The organism is Curtobacterium sp. MCBA15_013, from assembly GCF_001865095.1.
Lineage (GTDB): Bacteria > Actinomycetota > Actinomycetes > Actinomycetales > Microbacteriaceae > Curtobacterium.
On the sequence record NZ_MJGQ01000006.1, the window covers coordinates 162461 to 184142 of the forward strand.

General features: G+C 71.7%; 17 protein-coding genes. 4 read left to right on the forward strand and 13 right to left on the reverse strand.

The genetic code is table 11. The features are described 5' to 3' along the window. The first annotated feature begins 3 nt into the window (after window positions 1-3). Both BIV01_RS04920 and BIV01_RS04925 read left to right on the forward strand, forming a co-directional pair. The gene (locus BIV01_RS04920; RefSeq protein ID WP_071302111.1) at window positions 4-669 is read left to right on the forward strand and encodes a hypothetical protein; all 666 of its coding nucleotides are present in this window, start codon (window positions 4-6) and stop codon (window positions 667-669) included. A gap of 36 nt (window positions 670-705) precedes the next feature. Continuing rightward, window positions 706-1893, forward strand: coding sequence for a MalY/PatB family protein (locus tag BIV01_RS04925; protein ID WP_071302112.1), 1188 nt, complete (start codon window positions 706-708; stop codon window positions 1891-1893). A gap of 9 nt (window positions 1894-1902) precedes the next feature. On the opposite strand, the gene nagB is transcribed toward BIV01_RS04925, so the two are convergent. Then, on the reverse strand, window positions 1903-2688 hold the full coding sequence (gene nagB, locus BIV01_RS04930) for a glucosamine-6-phosphate deaminase (protein ID WP_071302113.1): 786 nt from the start codon (window positions 2686-2688) through the stop codon (window positions 1903-1905). A gap of 61 nt (window positions 2689-2749) precedes the next feature. Between nagB and BIV01_RS04935 the strand changes: the two genes are divergently transcribed. Continuing rightward, window positions 2750-3229, forward strand: a complete 480-nt coding sequence (locus BIV01_RS04935) for an NUDIX hydrolase (protein ID WP_071302114.1) — start codon at window positions 2750-2752, stop codon at window positions 3227-3229. 60 nt (window positions 3230-3289) lie between these two features. Here BIV01_RS04935 and BIV01_RS04940 read toward each other — a convergent pair whose 3' ends face one another. From BIV01_RS04940 to BIV01_RS04955, 4 genes are all read right to left on the reverse strand, one after another. After that, window positions 3290-4360, reverse strand: coding sequence for an ABC transporter ATP-binding protein (locus BIV01_RS04940; protein ID WP_071302115.1), 1071 nt, complete (start codon window positions 4358-4360; stop codon window positions 3290-3292). Next, complete coding sequence (locus BIV01_RS04945; RefSeq protein WP_368073345.1) at window positions 4357-5124, reverse strand: ABC transporter permease; 768 nt, start codon at window positions 5122-5124, stop codon at window positions 4357-4359. Before BIV01_RS04945 ends, BIV01_RS04940 begins: the two co-directional genes overlap by 4 nt. A gap of 128 nt (window positions 5125-5252) precedes the next feature. Then, entirely contained in the window at window positions 5253-6281 is a 1029-nt protein-coding gene (locus BIV01_RS04950; RefSeq protein WP_071302142.1) for an ABC transporter permease, read from the reverse strand. 5 nt (window positions 6282-6286) lie between these two features. Beyond that, entirely contained in the window at window positions 6287-7429 is a 1143-nt protein-coding gene (locus BIV01_RS04955; RefSeq protein ID WP_071302116.1) for an ABC transporter substrate-binding protein, read from the reverse strand. 219 nt (window positions 7430-7648) lie between these two features. Here BIV01_RS04955 and BIV01_RS04960 point away from each other — a divergent pair, with 219 nt between their 5' ends. Next, complete coding sequence (locus BIV01_RS04960; protein WP_071302117.1) at window positions 7649-8095, forward strand: YdeI/OmpD-associated family protein; 447 nt, start codon at window positions 7649-7651, stop codon at window positions 8093-8095. A gap of 94 nt (window positions 8096-8189) precedes the next feature. Here the strand turns inward: BIV01_RS04960 and BIV01_RS04965 are convergent, their stop codons facing one another. The 8 genes from BIV01_RS04965 to BIV01_RS05000 all read right to left on the reverse strand — a co-directional run bounded on the left by BIV01_RS04965 (window position 8190) and on the right by BIV01_RS05000 (window position 21653). Next, window positions 8190-11303: an alpha-mannosidase gene (locus tag BIV01_RS04965; protein ID WP_071302118.1), complete on the reverse strand. Its 3114-nt coding sequence runs from the start codon at window positions 11301-11303 to the stop codon at window positions 8190-8192. 31 nt (window positions 11304-11334) lie between these two features. Beyond that, window positions 11335-12171 (reverse strand): carbohydrate ABC transporter permease, encoded by an 837-nt coding sequence (locus BIV01_RS04970; RefSeq protein ID WP_070419363.1) that lies wholly within the window; start codon window positions 12169-12171, stop codon window positions 11335-11337. Window positions 12172-12233: 62 nt separating this feature from the next. Beyond that, entirely contained in the window at window positions 12234-13184 is a 951-nt protein-coding gene (locus BIV01_RS04975) for a carbohydrate ABC transporter permease (protein WP_083295172.1), read from the reverse strand. Window positions 13185-13297: 113 nt separating this feature from the next. Beyond that, window positions 13298-14656 (reverse strand): extracellular solute-binding protein, encoded by a 1359-nt coding sequence (locus BIV01_RS04980; RefSeq protein WP_071302119.1) that lies wholly within the window; start codon window positions 14654-14656, stop codon window positions 13298-13300. A 121-nt stretch (window positions 14657-14777) separates the two neighbouring features. Continuing rightward, the gene (locus BIV01_RS04985) at window positions 14778-15617 is read right to left on the reverse strand and encodes a PhzF family phenazine biosynthesis protein (protein ID WP_071294755.1); all 840 of its coding nucleotides are present in this window, start codon (window positions 15615-15617) and stop codon (window positions 14778-14780) included. Between the two features lie 118 nt (window positions 15618-15735). Further along, window positions 15736-18159 carry a lamin tail domain-containing protein gene (locus BIV01_RS04990; protein WP_071302120.1) on the reverse strand — a complete coding sequence of 808 codons (2424 nt, stop codon included), beginning with the start codon at window positions 18157-18159 and terminating at the stop codon, window positions 15736-15738. Window positions 18160-18348: 189 nt separating this feature from the next. Then, entirely contained in the window at window positions 18349-19593 is a 1245-nt protein-coding gene (locus tag BIV01_RS04995; protein ID WP_070417759.1) for an ROK family transcriptional regulator, read from the reverse strand. 20 nt (window positions 19594-19613) lie between these two features. Beyond that, the gene (locus tag BIV01_RS05000) at window positions 19614-21653 is read right to left on the reverse strand and encodes an acyltransferase family protein (RefSeq protein WP_071294757.1); all 2040 of its coding nucleotides are present in this window, start codon (window positions 21651-21653) and stop codon (window positions 19614-19616) included. Window positions 21654-21682 lie beyond the last annotated feature (29 nt).

Genomic DNA, 21682 nt, shown 5'->3' on the forward strand with positions numbered 1-21682 from the left:
GCCATGCACCACGGGGACGAGCACGCGCCGGGCGGTCGACGTCGCCCACCGCGGGCGATCGTCCTCGTGATGGCCGAGTACGGCGTCGGGGACTCGCCGCTCTGGTACCGCGGATCCTCCGAGGACGTCGGCCTCGTCGACGCGGGCGCGGACGCCCTCGGCCTCAGCGCTGCCCTGCGGCACGACCTCGAGGCGTGGAACGACGTGTTCGACGCGCTGAGCGGGACGTCGTTCGAGTGGCCCTCGGCCGCCGCCCGTGACGCCCACCGGGTCGACGCGTTCACGCTCGCGAGCAGGGTGCAGCTCGAACTCGGCGACGGTGTCCACGTCTGGTGCGGCGCCGGCAGCGGGATCGACACCTTCCCGGTCGCGCACCCCGTCGTGGTGGCGCCCGCCCACCGCGCCGGCACCGAGGTCGAGTCCTGGAACGGCCGCCGCCGCGCCGAGGTCCTGTCCGCGCGCGCCGCCGGGCTCCGCGAGGGCACCGCGCGGGCGATCGTCGGGTGGCGAGCGCTGACCGAGCGGGCCGGGGGTCCGTTCGGTGACGCGGGGACCCGAGCACTGGGACTCCGCACGGCAGCACGCATGCAGGCCGACGTCGGCGTCCGCGCGCAGGTGGTGTCCTTCGCTGGCGCGAGCGGACCGTACACCCTCGCCGACGTCGACTGAGGTCCAGATCACACCCTCCGCTGCGAGGATGGCCCCATGAGCGTCATGGTCTCCCTCTTCGATGCGCACCGCACCCGCACCAGCGAGAAGTACACGGCCTACCCGCCGGACGTGCTGCCGATGTTCGTCGCGGAGATGGACAGCATGCTCGCCGAACCCGTGCGGGACGCCCTCGTGGCCGCGGTCACGAACGGCGACACCGGGTACGTCGGGCACGGGCGGGCGCTCCCCGAGGCGTTCGCCGACTTCGCCGAGACCCGCTGGTCGTGGCGCCTCGACCCGGACCTCGTGCGGACCACCACGGACGTCTCGGTGGCTGCGGTGGAGACGCTCCGCCGAGTCATCGAGCCCGGGGACCAGGTCGTCATCATGCCGCCCGTGTACCCGCCGTTCTGGGAGTACGTCGCCGAGGCCGGTGGCTCCGTGACCGAGGTCCCGCTGCTCGCACCCGAGGGCACCGCGGACCCGTTCGACACGACGGCCGGGTGGCGGATGGACCTCGACGGGATCGGCCGGGCGTTCGCGGACGGGGCCCGCACGGTGCTGCTCTGCAACCCGCACAACCCCCTCGGACTCGTCCACACCCGCGAGGACCTCGCCGCCCTCGCCCGACTCGCAGCCGAGTGGGACGCCGTGGTCGTCTCGGACGAGATCCACGCGCCGCTCGTGCACGCGGACGCGACGTTCACGCCCTTCCTCGACTCCTGCCCCGAGGCAGCGGAGCTCGGGGTCACCCTGACGAGCGCGAGCAAGGCGTGGAACCTCGCGGGGACGAAGTGCGCCCTGATGGTCGGCGCCTCCGAGCGTGCTCGCGCCTGGTTCGACGGCATGCCCGGCGAGGTCGTCGAGCGCACCGGGATCCTCGGGTACACCGCGAGCGTGGCGGCGTTCAGCGAGGGCGGACCCTGGCTCGCGTCGCTGCTGACCGAGCTCGCCGCGAACCGCCGCACCCTGGCCGAGCGACTCGGTGACGTGCTGCCCGGTACCGGGTACCGGCAGCCGCAGGCGTCCTACCTGGCGTGGCTCGACCTGCGGGCGCTCCCGTGGGGTGACGACCCCGCAGCCCTGCTCGTCGACGAGGCGAAGGTCGCGCTCGGCAGCGGGCCTGACTTCGGACGCCAGGGGGTCGGGTTCGCGCGACTCAACTTCGGGTGCTCGGCGGAGACCCTCGACGACGGACTCAGCCGCCTGCACACCGCGTTCGAACGACGTGCAGGCGGCTGATCCGCGGCCCTACTCGAACAGCTGCCAGGCCGGCTTGTTCGCGTACGTGTACGTGTAGTAATCGGCGAGCTTGAGGCCCGCCGCGGCTTCCTCGTCGACGACGACGGTGGCGTGCTCGTGCAGCTGCAGCGCGGACCCGGGGACGAACGACGACAGCGGCCCCTCGACCGCGGCGGCCACGGCGTCGGCCTTCGACGAGCCCTGGGCGACGAGGACGAGCTCGCGGGCCTCGAGGATGGTGCCGAGCCCCTGCGTCATGCAGTGCGTCGGGACCTGGTCGAGGCTGTCGAAGAACCGAGCGTTGGCCTCGCGCGTGGACGGGGCGAGGGTCTTGATGCGGGTGCGGGACGCGAACGACGACGTCGGCTCGTTGAACCCGATGTGCCCGTTCGCGCCGATACCGAGGATCTGCACGTCGACCCCGCCGGCGGCACGGATCGCGGCGTCGTACTCCTTCGCCGCGAACTCGAGGTCGGACGCGCGGCCGTCCGGGACCCGGACGCGGGAGGGCTCGAACCCGAGCGGCTCGATGACGTCGCGCTGGATCACCGAGGCGTACGACTCGGGGTGCTCGAGCGGGATGCCGACGTACTCGTCGAGGGCGAACGCGCGGGCCTCGGCGAACGAGATCTCCCCCGCGTCGACACGACGCTGCAGGTCGGCGTAGATGCCCTGCGGGCTGGACCCGGTGGCGACACCGATGACGGCGGACGGCTTCTTCGCGACGACGGAGGCGATCTTGGCCGCGGCGACGCGACCGACCTCAGCCGGCGTGGGCAGGATGATGATCTCCACGGTGACAGCCTACTGGTCATGACCAGTCCGCGACAGGGTCCCGTGTCGGTAGCGTGGCGGCATGCCCACGCCTGACTTCGTCCTGTCCCTCCGCTCGAAGATCGGGAACGAGCCGCTCTGGCTCACCGGGGTCACCGCCGTGGTGACGCGCGGCGAGGGCCCGGACCGTGAGCTCCTCGTCGTGCGCCGGGCCGACAACCACGCGTTCACGCCGGTCACCGGCATCGTCGACCCCGGCGAGGAACCCGCGGTCGCCGCCGAACGCGAGGTCCTCGAGGAAGCCGACGTCGTCGCCGTCGCCGAGCGCCTCGCGTGGGTGCAGGTGCTGCCGGAGATGACGTACCCGAACGGTGACCGGGCGCAGTACCTCGACCTGGTGTTCGCCTGCCGGTACGTCTCCGGGGAGCCCTTCCCCGCCGACGGCGAGAACACCGAGGCCTTCTGGGCGCGGCTCGACGCGCTGCCGGAGATGCCCGCGACCATGCGGGCACGGATCGAGGCGGCCCTGTCCGACGACCCGGCCGCGCGCTTCCAACGCTGACCCACGGGACGGGAGGCGCGGCGCGGGCCCGCACCGCGCCTCCCGTCCGTCAGTTCGCGGCTACGCGAGCGGGGCGACCGCCACGGGCGCGCCGAGCAGGCGCACGGCGACGGCCTCGCCGGCCGCACGACGGTCGCCGACCTCGTGCTGCACCGTCACGACGGTGTCGTCGTCGAGCCGGACCGTGGTGCGCCGGATCGACCCGAGGAAGCTCGAGGCCACGACCGTGCCGGTGACGCCCTCCGAGGCGAAGGCGACGTCCTCCGGGCGGACGTAGGCGAGCACCGGGCCGTCCGGCACCGAGGCGTCGAGGGCCGGGACGCTGAACCCGTAGACGAACACGTCGCCCCCGCGCAGGTCCCCGCGGAGCCGGTTCGACTGCCCGACGAAGTCCGCCGTGAACGCCGAGGACGGGGACCGGTAGAGCTCCTCGGGCGTGCCGATCTGCTCGATGTCGCCGGCGTTCATCACCGCGATGCGGTCCGAGACGGCGAGCGCCTCCTCCTGGTCGTGGGTGACGAACACGGTCGTGATGCCGAGGTCGCTCTGGATGCGGCGGATCTCGTCGCGGAGGGACACCCGCACCTTGGCGTCGAGCGCGGACAGCGGCTCGTCGAGCAAGAGCACGCGGGGGCGGGTGACCAGGGCCCGGGCGAGGGCGACGCGCTGCTGCTGGCCGCCGGAGAGCTGGTGCGGGTAGCGGTCGGCGAAATCGGCGAGGTGCACCATGTCGAGCGCGTCGATGACCTGCTCGCGGCGCGCGGCGGCGGGGACCCGGCGCATCTCCAGGCCGAACGCGACGTTCTGCCGCACCGTCATGTGCGGGAACAGCGAGTACTGCTGGAACACCATGCCGATGTCCCGCTTGTCCACCGGGGTGCCCGCGACGTCGACGCCGTCGATGCGGATGGAGCCGGCGTCGATGGCCTCGAGGCCGGCGAGCGCCCGGAGCGCGGTCGTCTTGCCGCAGCCCGAGGGCCCGAGCAGCGACACGAACTCGCCGGGTTCGATGCGGAGCGACAGGCCGGCGAGGGCACGGTGCGCGCCGTAGTGCTTCTCGACGCCGTGCAGCTCGACGGTCGCGCCGTCGGTGGCGAGCGATGCGGGGGCGGCGGGGGCGGTGACGGTCATGCGGACTCCTTCGGGGCACGGCGACGGCGGGAGCCGACCCGGCCGATGACGACGAGCAGCACGAATCCGAAGACGAGTGCGCCCAGCGAGAAGATCGCGGCGACGTAGGGGTCGGTCGACTGCACGAGCAGGAGCGCCGTCTGGAACGTCGTGCGAGAGAGGAACGAGGCGAGGGTGTACTCGCCGAGGACGACCGTGATGGTCAGGAAGCAGGCGGCGGTGATGCCGCGGCGGAGGTTCGGCAGGAGTACCCGCCACGTGACGGTCCACCACGACGCGCCGAGCGACCGGGCGGCCTCGGAGAGCACGGCCATGTCCATCGCGGTGATGGCCGCGGCGATCGGTCGGAACGCGAAGGGCAGCGAGACGATGCCGATCGCGAACGACAGGGTCCACGCGCCCGAGCCGAAGACCTGGGCGACGACCTGGTACACGGGGATGAACCCGACGACGAGGACGACCACGGGGACGGTGATCGGCACGATGCACACGAACTCGAGGACCCGACGGAGCCGCGGGTACCGCAGGGCCGTGATGATCTGGGCCGGCAGCAGGACGAACAGCACGATCCCCACGGTGATGAGCGCGATGAGCAGGGATGCCCCGAGTCCGTCGAACACCGGCTGGTAGGTCGCGGCGTTCACCGGGTCGACGAGTGCGCCGTAGTGCGCGAGCGTCAGGCTGCCGTCCGTCCCCTGGCGGAAGGTGAACTGCGCGAGGGCGACGAGCGGCACGGCGAACACGAGGCCGACCACGACGAGCACGATCGCGGCGGTGACCCGTGACGGGGCCGCGCCGAAGCGGCCGGGGCGAGCCGCGCCTCCTGGCCGTCGACGGGACGACGGGCGCGACGAACGCGACCCTCGCGATGGGCGGACCGGGGCAGCCGCGCTCATCGCTGCCACCTCGAAGCCCGACGCTGCAGCAGCGAGTACGCGCCCATCACGACCGCCATCACGACGACCATGCCGAAGGCGAGCACACCGGCGACGTTCTGCAGTCCGATGATCGTCTCGCTCGTGAGCTGCGTGCGGATGGTGAGCGGCACGATCCCGCCCTGGGAGATCAGGGCCGCCGCGGTGGCGAACGACGAGAACCCGTTCGCGAAGAGGAGCAGGAGCGATCCCCAGAACGCCGGCGCGAGCACGGGCAGGCCGATGCGGCGCCAGTACGTCGCGCGGGAGGCGCCGAGGGTGGCGGCGGCTTCACCCCACTGGGTCTTGACGCCCTCGAGGGCGGGCATGAACGTGAGGACCATCAGCGGCACCTGGAAGTAGACGTAGGGGATGACGAGCCCGGGGACCGTGTAGAGGAAGGTGCCCTCGGCGTTGAGGTCGATGTGGAAGACGGACACCAACCACGTCGTGACGAGGCCCTGCGCGCCGATCGTGGCGATGAACGCGAACGCGAGCATGACGCCGCCGAACTGGGCGAGGACGCTCGCGGCGGAGTCGATCACGGACCGGACGAGCCCGTCGGGCCGGAGTGCGGCGAGCGCCCAGCACACGATCGCCCCGACGACGGCACCGATCACGGCGGACACGGCCGACAGGGCGAACGAGCCGCCGAAGGCACGGAGGACCGACGGGTCGGCGAACGCGGCGAGGTTGGCGAACGTGAACGCGCCGTCGCTCGTGAAGAAGCCGCTGCCGATCGCGACCACCGCGGGGACGGCCAGGAACAGCAGGACGTAGGCGGCGAAGGGGGTGAGGCCGAGCCACGCGATGCCGCCGCGGCGCCGGACACGGGGTCCGGCGACGCGGCGGGCGGTGGCATCGGCCGGCTGCTCGCTCGTGACGAGCGTCGCCCCGGCGACCGGTGCCGATGCGGTCGTGCCCGCAGCGGTGGCGGGCACCCCCGGTGCCGATGCGGTGGCGCCCGCCGCGGGGGCGGGCACACCCGGTGCCGATGCGGTGGTCATGCTGTTCAGGAGCCCATCGTCGAGGCCCACTTCGCCGACAGCACCTTCGCCGCGGCGGTGACCTGCTCGTCGGTCAGCTCGACGTAGTCCTTCGGCGCGCCACCGGCGGCGTCGAGGGCGTCCTGGTCGACCTTGCCCGACTTCTCGAGCGCGGCGAGGGTGGACGGGAAGGCGCCGGCCTGGAGGTACAGGTTCTGCACGTCCGGGCTGGCGATGTACTCCTGCCAGAGGCGCGCGGCCGCGGGGTGCGGGGCGTCCTTGTTGATCGCCTGCGAGTAGTACGAGCCGAGGGCCTGACCCTCGGGGACGACGGTCTTCCAGTTCTTGTTCCCGCTCGCGCCGGCCGCCGGGCCCCACGCCAGGTTGTTGTAGGACCACTGGATCACGACGGGCGTCTCACCCGAGGCGACGGTCGCCTGCGACGGCAGCACGTTCTGGAAGTTGCCCGCCTGCTTCAGCTTGCCGAAGTAGTCGACGCCCTTCGTGATGTCGTCGGCCGAGCCGCCGTTCTCGAGCGCCGCGAGGTACACCGCCGACGCGGCCTGGTTCGCCTGGGTCGGGTCGCCCGCGATCGAGACCTTGCCCTTGTACTCGGAGCCGAGCAGGTCGTCCAGGTCCTTCGGGGCGTCCGTGATCTTCGACGAGTCGTAGCCGATGGACATCAGGCCCGTGTAGTCGCGGGTCCAGGCGCCGCCCTCGTCCTTGAGGTCCGAGGGGATGTCGCTCCAGTTCGCGACCTTGTAGTCGGTCAGGAGGTCGAGGTTCTGCTGCAGCACGGCGTTGCCGAGGTCGAGCACGTCCGGTGCCGTCGACTGGCCCTTCTGCGACTTCACGGCGGCGACCTCGTCGGCGCTCGAGCCGTTCGGGTTCGCGGAGGTGATCTTGATGCCGTACTTCTTGGTGAAGCCGTCGATGATCTTGCCGTAGTTGGCCCACGACGGCGGCAGCGCGATGACGTTGAGCTGCCCCTCCGCCTTGGCGGCCTTCACGAGGGCGTCCATGCCGCCGGCGGACTCGGCGCTCGTGGCGGTCTTCCAGTCGGTGTCGTCCTTGGTCGTGCTGGCGGAGCTCGTGGCCGAACAGCCGGCGAGGGTGACGATGGCGGCGGCGGCCAGGGCGATGCCGGCGAGGGTGCGCTTGTGCTGCACGGGGTGTGCCTTTCGGGTGCTGTGGTGCGTCGGGGTGGACCGGGGTCCGGGTCCTGGACGATCGTGGACGCGTCCGGTTTCCGGCCAGTGCTGCGGCGGTGAACGGCGGCGGAACAGCGGGTTCGCCTGTACGGTTTCGCTTGTCGGCACAGGCGCCGGCACCGGCGTCGGCCCGCATCGGGCCGGCCGGGTCAGCCCGGTTCACTCCAGGAGGCACGGATGCAGTTCACGACGACCGTCCTGCAGGCGCGGAAGACGGCCACCGGCCTGCCGGTCCCGTCCGACGTCGTCGACGCGCTGGGCGCGGGGCGCCGCCCACCCGTGGTCGTCACCCTGAACGGCGCCTACACGTACCGGTCGTCGATCGGCGTGATGAACGAGCAGTCCCTCGTCCCGCTGTCGGCGGAGCACCGTGCCGCCTCCGGGGTCGCGGCCGGCGACACCGTCGAGGTCACGATCGAGGTCGACACGCTGCCCCGCGTCGTCGACCTGCCGGAGGACCTCGCATCGGCGCTGCAGGAGGCCGGGGTCCGTGCGGCCTTCGACACGCTGTCGAACTCGCGGCAGCGGGCCCTCGCCGACCCGGTGGTGCAGGCGAAGTCCCCGGAGACCCGGCAGCGCCGCATCGACAAGGCCGTCGAGTCCCTGCGCTCCTCGACGCACTGAGGCGACCCGCGCCTCCCGGACGCAGCACGGCGCCGGACGGAACGCACCCGTGTCCCGTCCGGCGCCGCGGTCCTTCGCGCGCGAGCCCGCTGCCTCAGGCCCGACGCACCCGGAGGGTCACGATCTCGAAGGGCCGGAGCGTGAGCACGACCGGCTCCCCCGACTCCCACGAGTCCCCCAGCGGGCGTTCCAGCAGGTCCACCGCCGCCACCCCGGCGACGTCGAACCCGAAGTCGACGCCGACGTCGGCCGCGCGACCGCCGGACGCCTCGTAGAGCCGCACGACGACGTCACCGGAGCGGTCCTCGGCGAGCTTCACCGCCTCGACGAACACCTGCGGCGACGACACCGTGACGAGCGGGTCGACCGTGGTCGTCCCCTCCACCGTGCGCACTGGCAGGTTGAGCCGGTACCCGGCATCGGCGGCGTCGAGCACCGAGGCGCCCACCCGCAGCACCGTCCGGAACACGTGGTGCCCCTGGTCGGCGTGCGGGTCCGGGAACGTCGGGGCCCGCAGCAGCGACTCCCGGACGAGCGTCGTGGTGCCGCCGTCGGCCCGGGTGCTCCGGGTGATGTCGTGTCCGTAGGTGGAGTCGTTCGCGACGGCGACCCCGAACCCCGGCTCGGCGACGTGCACCCAGCGGTGGGCGCTCGTCTCGAAGCGGGCCATGTCCCACGAGGTGTTCTGGTGGGTCGGCCGGTCGATGTGGCCGAACTGGATCTCGCTCGACGCCGACGCCGCGCGGACGTCGAGGGGGAACGCGAGCTTGAGGAGCTTCTGGCGCTCGTGCCAGTCGACCTCGGTCACGATCGTCAGCTCGGACTGGCCGGCGACGGCAGAGTACCGGGTGGTGATCGAGGACGAACCGAAGGAGCGCTCGACGACGAGTTCGTCGCCGGACACCTCGACCGAGGACGCCTCCAGCACCGTGCCGCTGCGCTGGTAGGCGCGGTCGATGTCCCACGCCTCCCACTGGTTCGGGGTGTCGCGGAACACGGTGTACTCCGCGGCGGCCGCACCCGGGGCGACGGCGTCGCGTCCGGACGCGTGGTCGACGAGCGACACGACGTGACCGGCCGCGTCGATGGTCGCCGTGACGACACCGGTGTCGAACACGAAGCGGTCGCCGTTCCGGACGGGAGGCACGGCTCGCGGTTCGTCGCCCAGCGAACCACCCAGGGCGGTTGCGTCTCCCGCCGCGACCGGCGAGGCGTTGAAGCGCACGACGTTCCCGGTCGAGCCGCTGCCGCCGGCGGCGTCCGCCCCCGACGGTGCGTCCAGCAGGGCGCTGCCACCGCCGGACCGGGCGGTGGACGACGCACCGACCCCGGCGAGCGCCGCGGCACCGCCGTTCGCGAGCGCCGTCGTGGCGTTGCCGATCAGGCCTTCGAGCACACGGGCGACCTCGGCGTAGTTCGCCTCGGCGTTCTCGTAGACCCAGGCGATCGAGGAGCCGGGCAGGATGTCGTGGAACTGCTGCAGGAGCACGGTGTGCCAGGCCTGCTCGAGCTCCTCGTACGGGTAGTCGAGTCCGAGTCGGACGGCAGCGGTGGACGCCCAGAGCTCGGCCTCGCGGAGCAGGTGCTCGGAGCGCCGGTTGCCCTGCTTCGTGCGGATCTGCGACGTGTAGGTGCCGCGGTGGAACTCGAGGTACATCTCGCCCGACCACACCGCCGGCGTCGGCAGTGCGGCCTCGATCTCCTCGAAGACCTGCGCCGGGGTGCCGAGGTCGACCCGCGGGGACCCGTCGAGGTCGTGCTGGCGTCGGGCGGCGGCGACCATCTCGCGGGTGGGTCCGCCGCCGCCGTCGCCGAAGCCGTAGAGCAGCATCGAGGTGTTCGCGACACCGCGCTCCTTGTTCTGCCGTTCGCCGCGGTGCAGGTCGGCGGGGGAGACGTCCGAGTTGTAGGTGTCCGCCGGGGGCAGGTGCGTGAGGACCCGGGAGCCGTCGATGCCCTCCCAGTGGAACGACGTGTGCGGGATGACGTTCGTCTCGTTCCACGAGGGCTTCTGCGTGACGAACCACTTCGAGCCGGCGGCGCGGACGATCTGCGGCAGGGCTCCGGAGTACCCGAACGAGTCCGGGAGCCATGCCTCGGGGGTGTCGATGCCGAACTCCTCGAGGAAGAACCGCTTGCCGGCGACGAACTGCCGCGCGAGGGCCTCGCCGCCGGGGAGGTTCGTGTCCGACTCGACCCACATGCCGCCGACCGGGATCCACCGGCCCTCGGCGACCCGTTGCTTGATGCGGGCCCAGATGGACGGGTAGCCGTCCCGGATCCAGGCGTACTGCTGCGCCGAGGAGCAGGCGAACGTGAAGTCGGGGTCGCGGTCCATCAGGTCGAGCACGTTCGAGAAGGTGCGGGCGCACTTCCGGATGGTCTCGCGCACCGGCCAGAGCCAGGCCGAGTCGATGTGCGCGTGGCCGACGGCGATCGCCCGGTGCGCGGCGGCGCTGGCCGGCACGGCGAGGACGGGCGCGAGGACCGCTCGTGCGTCGGCGGCCGTCCCGGCGACGTCGTCCGGGTCGAGGGCGTCGGCGGCGCGTTCGAGCACGCGCAGGACGTCCGCGCCGCGGGTGCCGTCGGTGGGCAGCTCGGCCATGAGGCCGCGGAGGACCCAGAAGTCCTGCTGGAGCTCCCACACGGTGTCGTCCCGCTCGACGATCTCGAGCGCCTTCACCTTGTAGATCGGCTTCGTCCCAGCCGTGGAGCGCGACCCGAGCGGGGTCGCCCCCTGGAACGAGTCGCCGCCGATGTCCGGGTTCGCCGCGGCCTCGACGTAGAGCTCGAAGGACTCCCCTGGACCGACCTCGAGCGGGACGGTGTCGTTCTTCGGCTCGATGCCCTTGACGGTCGTGCCGTCCGGCCGCCACGCGAGCCCTTCGGCCTGGAACCCGGGGTGGCGCTTCGTGAAGCCGAGGTCGACCCGGAGCTCCGCCGTGGTGCCCGGCGCCGTCCCGAAGTCCTCCGGCACGGTGCCGAGGATCCGGAACCAGGTGGTCCCCCACGGTCGGCCGCCCCAGGAGCCGCCCACCGTGAACGGCTCGTAGTCGGCCGCGACCGCGACGTCGAACGGGACCGGTTCGTCCGGCACGGTCCAGGCGGCGATCTCCACCGGTGCGGACCGGCGCAGGACGGCGGGGTCGATGCGGTCCCGGACGAGCCGGGCGATGCGGGCTTCGACGAGGGGTTCGTCGTGGTGCATGGAGGTGGTTCCTTTCCAGCAGGGACGGGTGTCAGCCCTTGATGCCGCCAGCGAGGGCGTTGCCGCCGCCGAGGCCCCGGGACACGAGCACGTAGAGGGCGATGACGGGCACGGAGTACACGATCGAGAACGCGGCGAGCTGCCCGTACGCGACCGCCCCGTTCTGCCCGAAGAAGTTGAAGATGCTCACCGCGGCGGGCACCTTGTCGGGCGAGAGGAGCAGGACGAAGGGGACGAAGAAGTTCCCCCAGGCCTGGATGAACACGAAGATGAACACCACGGCGATCCCCGGGCGCATGAGCGGGATCACGATGCGGGTCAAGGTCGTCATCATCGAGGCGCCGTCGGTCCACGCCGCTTCCTCGAGTGACACCGGGACCGAGTCCATGAAGTTCTTCGCCATCCAGATCGCCATCGGCAGCGAGGTGGCGGCGAGGAAGAAGATGCAGCCCCACACGTTGTCGATGAGGTTGAGCGACACGAACAGCGCGTAGACCGGCACCATCATGGCGGTGATCGGCAGACCGGTCCCGAACAGGATGCTGTACAGGAACGGCTTGTTGACCCGCATCTTGTAGCGGGACAGCGGGTAGGCGGCGAGCAGCGCGAACACCACGGTGACGACCGCCGTGCCGCCGGAGAGCAGCAGGCTGTTCGCGAGCGGGATGAACGACAGCTCCGGCGTGAGCACCTTCGTGAAGTTGTCGAGCGTGAACTGCGTCGGCATCTTCACGGACAGCGACGCCTGGGTGTCGACCGACGCGAGGACGAGCCAGAGCAGCGGGACCGCGAAGCACACTGCGATGACGAGCAGCACGACGTTCGACACCCAGCGCATCGTCCGACCCCGCGGGGAGGTCATGTGCATCGAGCCCGGTGCGGTCACCGAACGGGTGGTGGTCTGGTCGAGGGACGGGGCAGTGATGGCCATCAGTCCACCTCCGGCTTCAATGCCTTGATGTAGATGATCGAGAAGACCGCGCCGACCACGAGCAGGATCGTCGCGATCGCCGTCCCGAAGCCGAGCTGCGAGAACTTGAACGCCTCTTGGTAGGCGAGGATCGGCAGGGTCGACGAGTTGGTCCCGGGACCGCCGCCGGTCATGACGAAGATCAGCGTGAAGACCGACAGCGTCTGCAGCGTCGTCAGCATGAGGTTCGTCGAGATCGACCGGCGGATGACCGGCAGGGTGATGTAGACGAGGCGCTGCCAGCCGGCGGCTCCGTCCACCTCGGCGGACTCGGTGATCTCCTCGGGGACCTCCTGCACGGCGGCGGAGTAGACGAGCATCGAGAAGGCCGTACCGCGCCAGATGTTCGCCAGGATGACGGCGAGCATCGGGTACGTGTAGAGCCAGTTCGGGCCGCTGATCCCGATCGACCGCAGGAACTCGTTGAGCGTGCCTTCGTCGTTGAAGAACGCGTACGCGGCGAACGAGGCGACGATCTCGGGCAGGACCCACGCGGCGACGACGAACGTGCCCACGATCGCGCGGACGGCCTTGTTCGCCGAGCGCATGAGCAGGGCGAGCCCGAGCCCGAGCACGTTCTGGCCCACGACCGCGGACGCGAGCAGGAACACGATGGTGAGGATGACGGACTTCGGGAAGTCCGGGTCCTGGAACAGCTCGACGTAGTTCTGGAAGCCGACGAACTGCTGGTCGGCGGCGCCGACCCCGGTCAGCGCCGAGTTGGTGAACGACCCGTAGAACGACGAGATGACGGGGCCGAGCAGGAAGATGACGAGGAGGACGACGGCGGGGAGGAGCGGGACCGCTCGTCCCACGTTCCGCAGCGGCTTCCGCTTGCGCGGGACCGGCGGATCGGTGCGCTTCGGCGCACCGGGCGCCGACAGCGTCGGCGCGAGGGGGGTGCTGGACACGGTGGTTGCCTTCCGGGTGCGGAGAGGGGTTCCGAAGGTGGGTGGGGTCGGACGGGAGGCGCGGCGCACGACGCGAGCCGCGCCTCCAGTCCGTCAGGTGGTCACCGCAGCGATCAGCCGGAGACCGTGTTCTCCTTGCCGACCACCTGTTCGACGGCCTTGTCGTAGGCGGCGGCCGCCTGCTTCGGCGTCTGCTGCCCCGTCATCACCGCCTCCATCGCGACCTGGATCGCGTTGGACACCTGCGAGTAGTCACTCGTCGCCGGGCGGAAGTTGGTGTGCTCGACGAGCCCGGAGAAGAACTTGAACGTGGGGTTCGCGTCCGTGTAGGCGGTGTCCTCGGCGACGTCCTTGCGGACGGCGATCTGGCTGTTCTCGCTGTCGTACTTGAGCGACCCGTCCTTGTCGAGGAACTTCGCGATGAAGTCGAACGCGGCCTGGGGGTTCTTCGAGTTCTTGCCGACCGCGAGGGTCCAGCCACCGGACATCGAGTTGTAGCCAGGCTCCTGGCCGTTCTGGGTCGGCATCGGCGCCTGGCCCATCACGTCGTTCCACTCGGCCCACGGAGCCGTGCCGGACTTCAGCCACGTGCCGGACTGCCAGGACCCGTCGAGGTCGATGGCGAGCTTGCCCTGCGGGAGCCACGTCTGGGCGATGGTCGTCCCGACGTTCGTGTCGAGCGCCTGCTGCGGTGTGGGTCCGAGGTCACCCTGGTAGACGTCCTTGATGAACTGCAGCGAGTCCTCGAACTGCTTCGAGCCGGTGACCCACTTCTTGTCCTTGTAGAGCGTGTTGCCGGAGCCGTCCGCGCCGTACAGGAGCATCTCGAAGCCCTGCATCGTCGAGGCCTCGCCCTGCGCCTTGCCCGAGTAGATGTTGAACGGGATGATGTCGGGCTTCTTGTCCTTGATCGTCTTCGCGGCCGCGAGCACGTCGTCCCAGGTCTTGGGCTGCCACGGGACGGGCAGGCCGACCTCCTTGAAGATGTCCTTGTTGTACCAGAGGGCCCGGGTGTCGGTGCCCATCGGGACGCCGTAGATCTTGCCGTCGTCGCCCTGCCCGGCCTGCTTGGCGTTGTCGTAGAACTGGCTCCAGTCCTTCCACTTCGCCGTGTACTTGTCGAGCGGCAGGAGGTAGCCTGCCTCGGCGTCGGCCTTGATGAGGAAGGTGTCCTCGTACATGACGTCCGGCGCGGTCGCCGGCGCCTTGTTCATGAGCGCGAGCTTCGTGTAGTAGTCGTTGCCCTGGGCCTGGATGGGGACGAGCGTGACCTTCTTGCCCGGGTTCTCCTTCTCGTACTCCTTCTTGACGACCTTCATCTGGGCGTCGAGCTGCTGGAAGGCACCGAACTTCTGGTACGCGATCTTGATGGTGTCGCTCGAGGCGGAGCCTGAGCTGGAACAACCAGCCAGACCGACCGCGGCGACTGCCACGGCTGCGAGTCCGGCGATGATTCGGGTGCGGCGTTTCATCGGTGCTCCTTTGCACGGGATGTTCGCGGGCTCCGTCACCCGCGCGCAGGATTACTCCACCGTATTGACTTATCCGTGTCAAGAGCTGTGGCGTGTCGATTCGGTCACGCTCCCGGACGGCTCAGACCGGAGTGGCACCGCCCGTGACCGTGATGCCGCCGGTCGCCGGGACGTCGACGAGCAGCACGCTCGGCCGTCCGACGTGGCGTCCCTGCCGGATCACCACGCGGTCGCCGGGCTGCACGGCCCCGATCTCGCGCAGGTACGCGCCGGTCGACGCCGCCGCCGAACCGGTGGCCGGGTCCTCGGTGATCCGGCCGGCCGGGAAGAGGTTGCGCGCCTCGTACTCCAGCGCGTCGGTGCGGTGCAGGACCGTGACCGTCCCCGCCCAGCCGGCCTCGCGCTTGAGGGCCGCGAGGGGCTCCGGGGCGAAGCGGAACTGGTGGAACAACTCGACGTCGGCGAGGACGATCACCGGGTGCCAGTTGCCGGCGAAGGACTCGAGCACCGGGAAGCCCGCCGCGACGTCGTCGACCGTCAGGCCGAGCAGGGCGAACAGGCGGTCGCGGAGGTCGGGGTCGAGCGGCCGGGACGCCGGCTGGACGCTCGTCATCGCGACCTGCACGCTGCCGTCCGGAGCGGTCGTGGCGTCGAGGGCGATCTCCCCCGCGGCGGTCGTGAACACCCGGCGCCCGAGGCCCTCGCGCTCGGCGAGCACCACCGCCGTGGCGATCGTGGCGTGGCCGCAGAACGGGACCTCGGCCGCCGGCGAGAAGTACCGCAGGCGCGGGCCCGTGGCAGTCTGCCCGGTGACGAAGGCGGTCTCGGGGTACCCGACCTCCTGCGCGATCGCGAGCATCTCGTCGTCGGAGAGGTCGGCCGCGTCGAGCACGATGCCGGCGGGGTTGCCGCCGCCGGGCTCGGCGGCGAAGGCGGTGTACCGGAGGATCTCGTTGTGCACCCTGCGACCGTACCGCCGCGGGCGTCGGGGCCCGCGGGCGTCGGGGCTCGCGGGCGCGCGTTCGTGAGCAGGAATGGTCGGGTCCGCACCACGAACCCGACCATTCCTGCTCACCGGATCACTCCGAGGCGGGGGTCCCCCGGCGCCGACGGACCACGAGAACGCCCGCACCGGCGGCCAGGAGCAGGAACGCCGCCACGGCGCCGACCCCGAGCCCCTCGGCACCCGTGAACGCCAGCGCACCGGTCACGGGGTCGATCGTGATCGTCGTCCAGCCCAGCACCGTGCCGTCCTCGGCGGTCACCACGATGCGGTGTTCGCCTGCGGGGGCGTCGGCCGGGATGGTCGCCGTGACCGTTCCGTCCGCCGCGACCGTGGCCGTCCCGAGCAGCGTCGGCGTGGAGAACATCCAGACGTGCACCTCCTGCCCGGCGTACCGGGTGCCGACGCCGATCGTGATCGTCTCGCCGGGGCGCGCCGTGGCCGGGGCGGTGAGCGTGCCGCGGTTCGCCTCGGTCAGGGACGACTCGGACGGTGCGGCGGACGGACCCGAGGGCGAGGCGCCCGCTCCGGGGGTGGAGCCACCGGACGCGGTGCCACCCGGGGCGGGCGTCGACCCGCCACCCGGCGTCGGCGTCGGGACCGGGGTCGGCGTCGTGGTGCCACCGTCGCCCGGGGTCCCGCCGTCGCCCGGCGTGCCACCGTCGCCCGGCGTCGACGAGTCGCACGGGTAGGTGCCCGTCCGGAGCGAGAACCCGTCCGTGTCGTTGTCGTCGGCGTAGAAGGTCGCCCGCGAGCCACCCGTGCAGACACCCGAGATCGCGAAGCCCTCGTTCGCCAGCGTCCGGTCGACGTTCGACGGCGCCTCGTACACGGTCGTCGCCGCGAAGGCTCCGTCGGCCACCTCGTACAGCGCCGTCCGGCCCGAGCACGCGTCGTCGCAGACCACCCAGAGCGCGTCGAGCGTCGGGTCGAACTGGACGTCCGCGACGACGGAGAACGGCGTCGCGATCGTGGCCACCCGCTGGAAGGCACCGTCGGACATCAGGGCGTACGCGTACACGCTGGCCGTGCCCTCGACGCCGACGAAGAACAGCCCGTCGCCGTGTCCGGTGTAGGTCGCCGGCGTGTACGCGGCGCCGGTGTGCTCGTCCGCGAAGCCGTGCGCGGTGAGCCAGGAGTCCGGGACCCAGGTGACGCCCTCGAGGCCCGCGTTCGCGCCGAGCCCGGGGAAGTCCGCCGAGAGGTTCCACTCGTCGGTGGCGTCCAGCGTCGACTGGGAGCCGTCGGAGGTGGCGAAGCGCAGCACGGCCGGGCGGCTCGTGGAGGACACGTCGTTGTTCCGCTCGGTCGAGACGTAGACCGCGCCGGGGTCGTCCGACGTGACGGTGACGCCCTCGGCATCCGGGGTGCCGGAGCCGTCGGCGTAGTGCAGTTCCGTACCGGCCGCGTTCGAGGGCGCCCATCCGCCCTCGCCGTCGGACACGAGGTGGTAGAGCAGCCCGTCGCCGTTCTGCACGGCCCAGAGCTGCCCGGCAGCCGAAGCCGACGTCGTCCAGTCGATGCCGCTCAGGTCACCGGTGAAGGTGTCCTCGTCGTCGAGCACCCGCTCGTCCGGACCGCCGGGCCAGGCCTCGGCGGTGACGATCCCGGCGAACCGGTTCGCGGTGCCCTTGGTCGGCGCCGAGGTCTCCGCGAACGCGCCGGTGCCGTCCGGGTTCCGGCCGTACGTCGTCGCGGCGTGCGCGGTCCACGTGTACGAGTCGACGACGTCGCCACGAGGATCGAACACCCGCGCCGAGTCCGCCTTGCCCAGCCCGACCCCGAAGTCCTGCTCGTCGAGGACGGTGAAGCCACCCGGTGCGACGGTCGTCCCGGTCGGGATCGTGTACGCGTGCGTGTCGTCGCTGTCCCGGAACACGTACCCGCCGAGGTCGACCGTGGTCGTCCCGACGTTCGTCAGCTCGACCCAGTCGCCCGGGCTCCCACCGTCGGACTCCACCTCGTTGATGCGCACCGGCGAGGAGCAGTCGTTCGCCGCACCCTTGGTCGACGCCGTGGTGTCCACGAGCGCGCCGGTCCCGTCCGGGCAGCGCCCGTACGTCACCGCGGCGTGCGCCGTCCACGAGTACCGCAGCACGAGGTCGCCGGCCGGGTCGTACACCCTGGCGGTGTCGGCGCCGCCGAGCCCGAAGTCGAAGCCGGGAGCGGTCGCCGACACCTGGTCGATGACGAAGTACCCGCCGGCGGCGATGGTCGAACCGGCGGGCAGGACGTACGCCTCGTGCGAGCTGTCGTCGTCGAGGAACGCGTACCCGGACAGGTCGATCGCCGCCGACGAGGTGTTCCGCAGTTCGACCCAGTCGGTGTCGTCGCCGTTCGACTCGACCTCGTTCACGACGAGTCCGTTCGGGCTCGCGGCGCCCACGGACGGGTCGTCGTCACCGACGGCAGCGGAGGCGGGCGACGTCGTCAGCACGCCGGCGGCGACGACGAGGGCGGCGGCGACGGACGCGCCGAGGCGCAGAGCACGGGGATGCATGCAGAGTCCTTCTCAGGAGTTCGGGGGGGACCTGCACGACTGTTCAGCATCCGGGCATCCGGCCGGTGGCGGCGAGGTGAACGACAGGTGTCGCGCGCGACACGGGGAACGGCACCGTGTGCCGGACGGGAGGCGCGGGTCGGGCCTGCACCGCGCCTCCCGTCACGGGCTGGTCGCGACCGACCCCCGTCAGCGACGGATGAGGAGGGTGCTCGCCCGCGGCGACAGCGCCGCGTCGAGGACGAGGCAGGCCGCGCCGACCGCGGCCACGTCCGCTCCGCGACCGCTCTCGGTCACGACGACGGGGTGCTTCGGCACGAGCAGCGGCGAACCGACGATCGCCTCGCGCGCAGCGGGCAGGGCCGCGCTCGCGATCCGCGACCAGAACGGGCCGCCGAACACCACGCGGTCGATGTCGAGCAGGTTCACGATGAGGACGACGGCGTTGCCCATCACGGTCCCCGCCTCGGCCGCGAGCCCCACGGCGACCGGGTCCTCGGCGTCGATCGCCGCGCCGAGTGCGTCCCAGGCGCGGTCGACCGCCGCGACGTCCGCGGGTGCGCCGCCGAGCGCGAGCCCCCGGGCCTGCGCGATGTGCACCAGGCGGTCCGGTGCCACCGCCGCGCCGACCTCGCCCCGCGTGCCCTCGCCGTCCGGCGTCCCGGCGAGCGAGCCCTGGTCGACCATGATGTGCCCGGCGTCGCCGGCGTTCGACCCGACCCCGCGGACGGGCTCGTGGTCGACGGCGAGGCCCACGCCGAAGCCCGTGCCGAAGTACACGAAGGCGAAGTTCCGCGCGGAGGACTCCCCGGCGAGGAACATCTCCCCCACCACGGCCGCCGTGACGTCCTTCTCGAGGAGCACCGGGTACCCGGTCGCCTCGGCGAGCGCGTCGCGCAGGGGGACGTCGCGCCACCGCGGCAGGAAGGGCGGGTCGAGCACCACGCCGGCGTCGACGTCGATGGGTCCGGGGCTGGCGATGCCGACCCCGAGCACGGCCTCGACGTCGACGCGGGCGCCCGAGACGAGCTCGTCGATCGCGGTCGCGATGGTCCGGACGACCTCGGACGGGTCGTCCGCGGTCGGGGTCGACGTGGTGCTCGACGCGACCACGGTGCCCGCCAGGTCGAGCAGCACGTACGTCACGACGGCCGGGTCCACGTGCACCCCGACGGCGTAGCGGCTGCCGGCCTCGAGTCGCAGGATCGTGCGGGGCTTGCCGCGACCGGACACGACCGTGCCGGACTCGGCGATCATCCCCGCCTCGATGAGGAACCGCGTGACGTTCGACACGGTCTGCGCGCTGAGGCCCGTACGGGAGGCGAGCTCGACGCGGCTCAGGCCGTCCGGCGAGCGGCGCACGGCGTCGAGCACCACCGTCCGGTTGAACCCGCCGATCGACGGGAGGTTCGCCCCGCGTCGATGCTCTGCCATGCCGCGACCATACCGCGCTGTCACCTCTCGGCGAGTACCGCTTCGCGGAGGACCACGGCGAGACGCTCGGAGAACTCGCGCGTGATGTGTTGGCCGTCCTTCCGGATCAGGACGTCGTCCGCGAGGACCGGGCAGCGGCCGTCGACGCAGTACCAGCCGCTCGAATCGACGAAGTCCACGCCCGCCCGGGACTCGGCGACTCGACGCTCGGCAGCGGCTCCGAGCTGGTACGCGTCCGACAGTTCCGAGGTGCACGCGTCCGGGCCGTTCAGCCGCAACGCCGCACACTGCGACGGGTCCCCGCCCTGCGGCACCGCGGCGACGAAGACGACCCGGGCACCCGAGCCGGCGACGGCGTCGACGAACCGACCGGCGGCGGCTTCCCACTCGCGCGCAGCTTCGGGCAGACTCGGGCGCCCGACGAGCTGCGCGACCCCGTCGTACCCGTGGGTGACGACCACGATGTCCGGCGTCGTCTCGTTGATCTCGTCGATGGCCGCGGCTCGTTGCTCATTGCACCGCCTGCGATCGTCGTCTGACTTCCCGCGCACGGCGATGTCGAGCATCGGACAGCCGCTGGCGGTCAACCCGCGCACGATCGAGTCATGTCCGAAGGCCCCGACAGCCGCGGGCATCAGGGCGACCCCCACGGAGCTCCCCACGACCGTGACCTGTCGGACGGGATCATCCGCCGCGAAGCGACACGACCCGGGATCGCCGATGACAGTCCGGTCGCACGCCTCGTACCCTTGCGGCGGCCCCGGCACCAGTTCGTCCAGCGCCGGGGTGAGTCCGACCGGCCACCGTTCCGACCGGAGACCATTCCCGAGCGCGGCACCGAGGGACCGCGGGGTCCAGGGTTCGGCGACCGCGCTGGCCACCCCGTCGCCGACCCGCTCGGTCTGCGGGGTCGGGGCTGCCGTGAGCGTACCCGTCCCGAACGCCACCACCGCGAACGACGCGACCGAGGCGACGACGCGGACGGTCGCACAGGGTCGGCGTCCGACCCGCATCGCCGGGAGTTCCACCCAGCGGCGCGACAGTCCGCCGAGGACGAGCCCGACGAGGACGGCCGCGCTCCCGGCGACCGCTCGCTGCTCAGGGAAGACGTACGCCGCCGCGACGATCGCCGGGAAGTGCCAGAGGTAGATCGAGTAGGACGCTCCGCCGACCCACTGCACCGGGCGCCACCGGAGGACAGGGAGCGGAGGAAGCCCCTGCCCGGAGACGAGCACCACGATCGTTCCCACGACCGCCAGGACCGCGTCGGGGACCGGGACGGCATCCGCACCAGGGGCGGTGAGGGCGGCGACCCCGATGATCCCGAGCCCGGACAGGACGCCGCCGACGCGGATGCAGGCCGGCACGCGCTGCGTCCGCGCACCGACTGGGACCGAGAGTGCTCCGAGGGCGGCTCCGGCGGCCAGTTCCCAGAGACGCGATCCCGTGTCGAAGTACGAGGCTGCTGGCGCGGTCGTCCCCGCCGACGCGGCCCAGGCCACGGACGCGACGAGCACGAGCACCGAGGCCGCGACGGCGATGCGTCGCACCGAGACGGCGTCGGGTCGACGGAGCGATCGCCAGAGGACCGCCACGAGCAGCGGGAACACGACGTAGAACTGGAGCTCGACACTGAGCGACCAGAAGTGCTGGAGGGGGGACGTCGAGGACGCCGACGCCCAGTAGTCAGCGTCACGGCCGAGGAACACCCAGTTCACGATGCCGAGCGCGGCCGCTCCCGAATCGCGCAGGACGGACGCGGCGAGCGGCTGGCGGAGCGCGACCACAGCGCCGATCGCCACGACGGCGAGGGTCAGCACCGCTGCCGGGAACAGCCGCCAGAAACGGCGGCGGAGGAAGCCGCCGAGTGCGAAGCGTCCGGTTCGCACTCGTTCGGACACCATCGATCGCGCGAGCAGGTACCCGGAGAGCGCGAAGAACACGTCGACGCCGACCCACCCGCCGATCGGGACGCCGAACGCGTGGACGCAGACGACGAGCAGGACGGCGACTGCCCGCAACGCGGTGAGGTCGTGGCGGATCCGTCGATCGAAGGTCATGATGTTGACATATTACATGTCATGCGTTG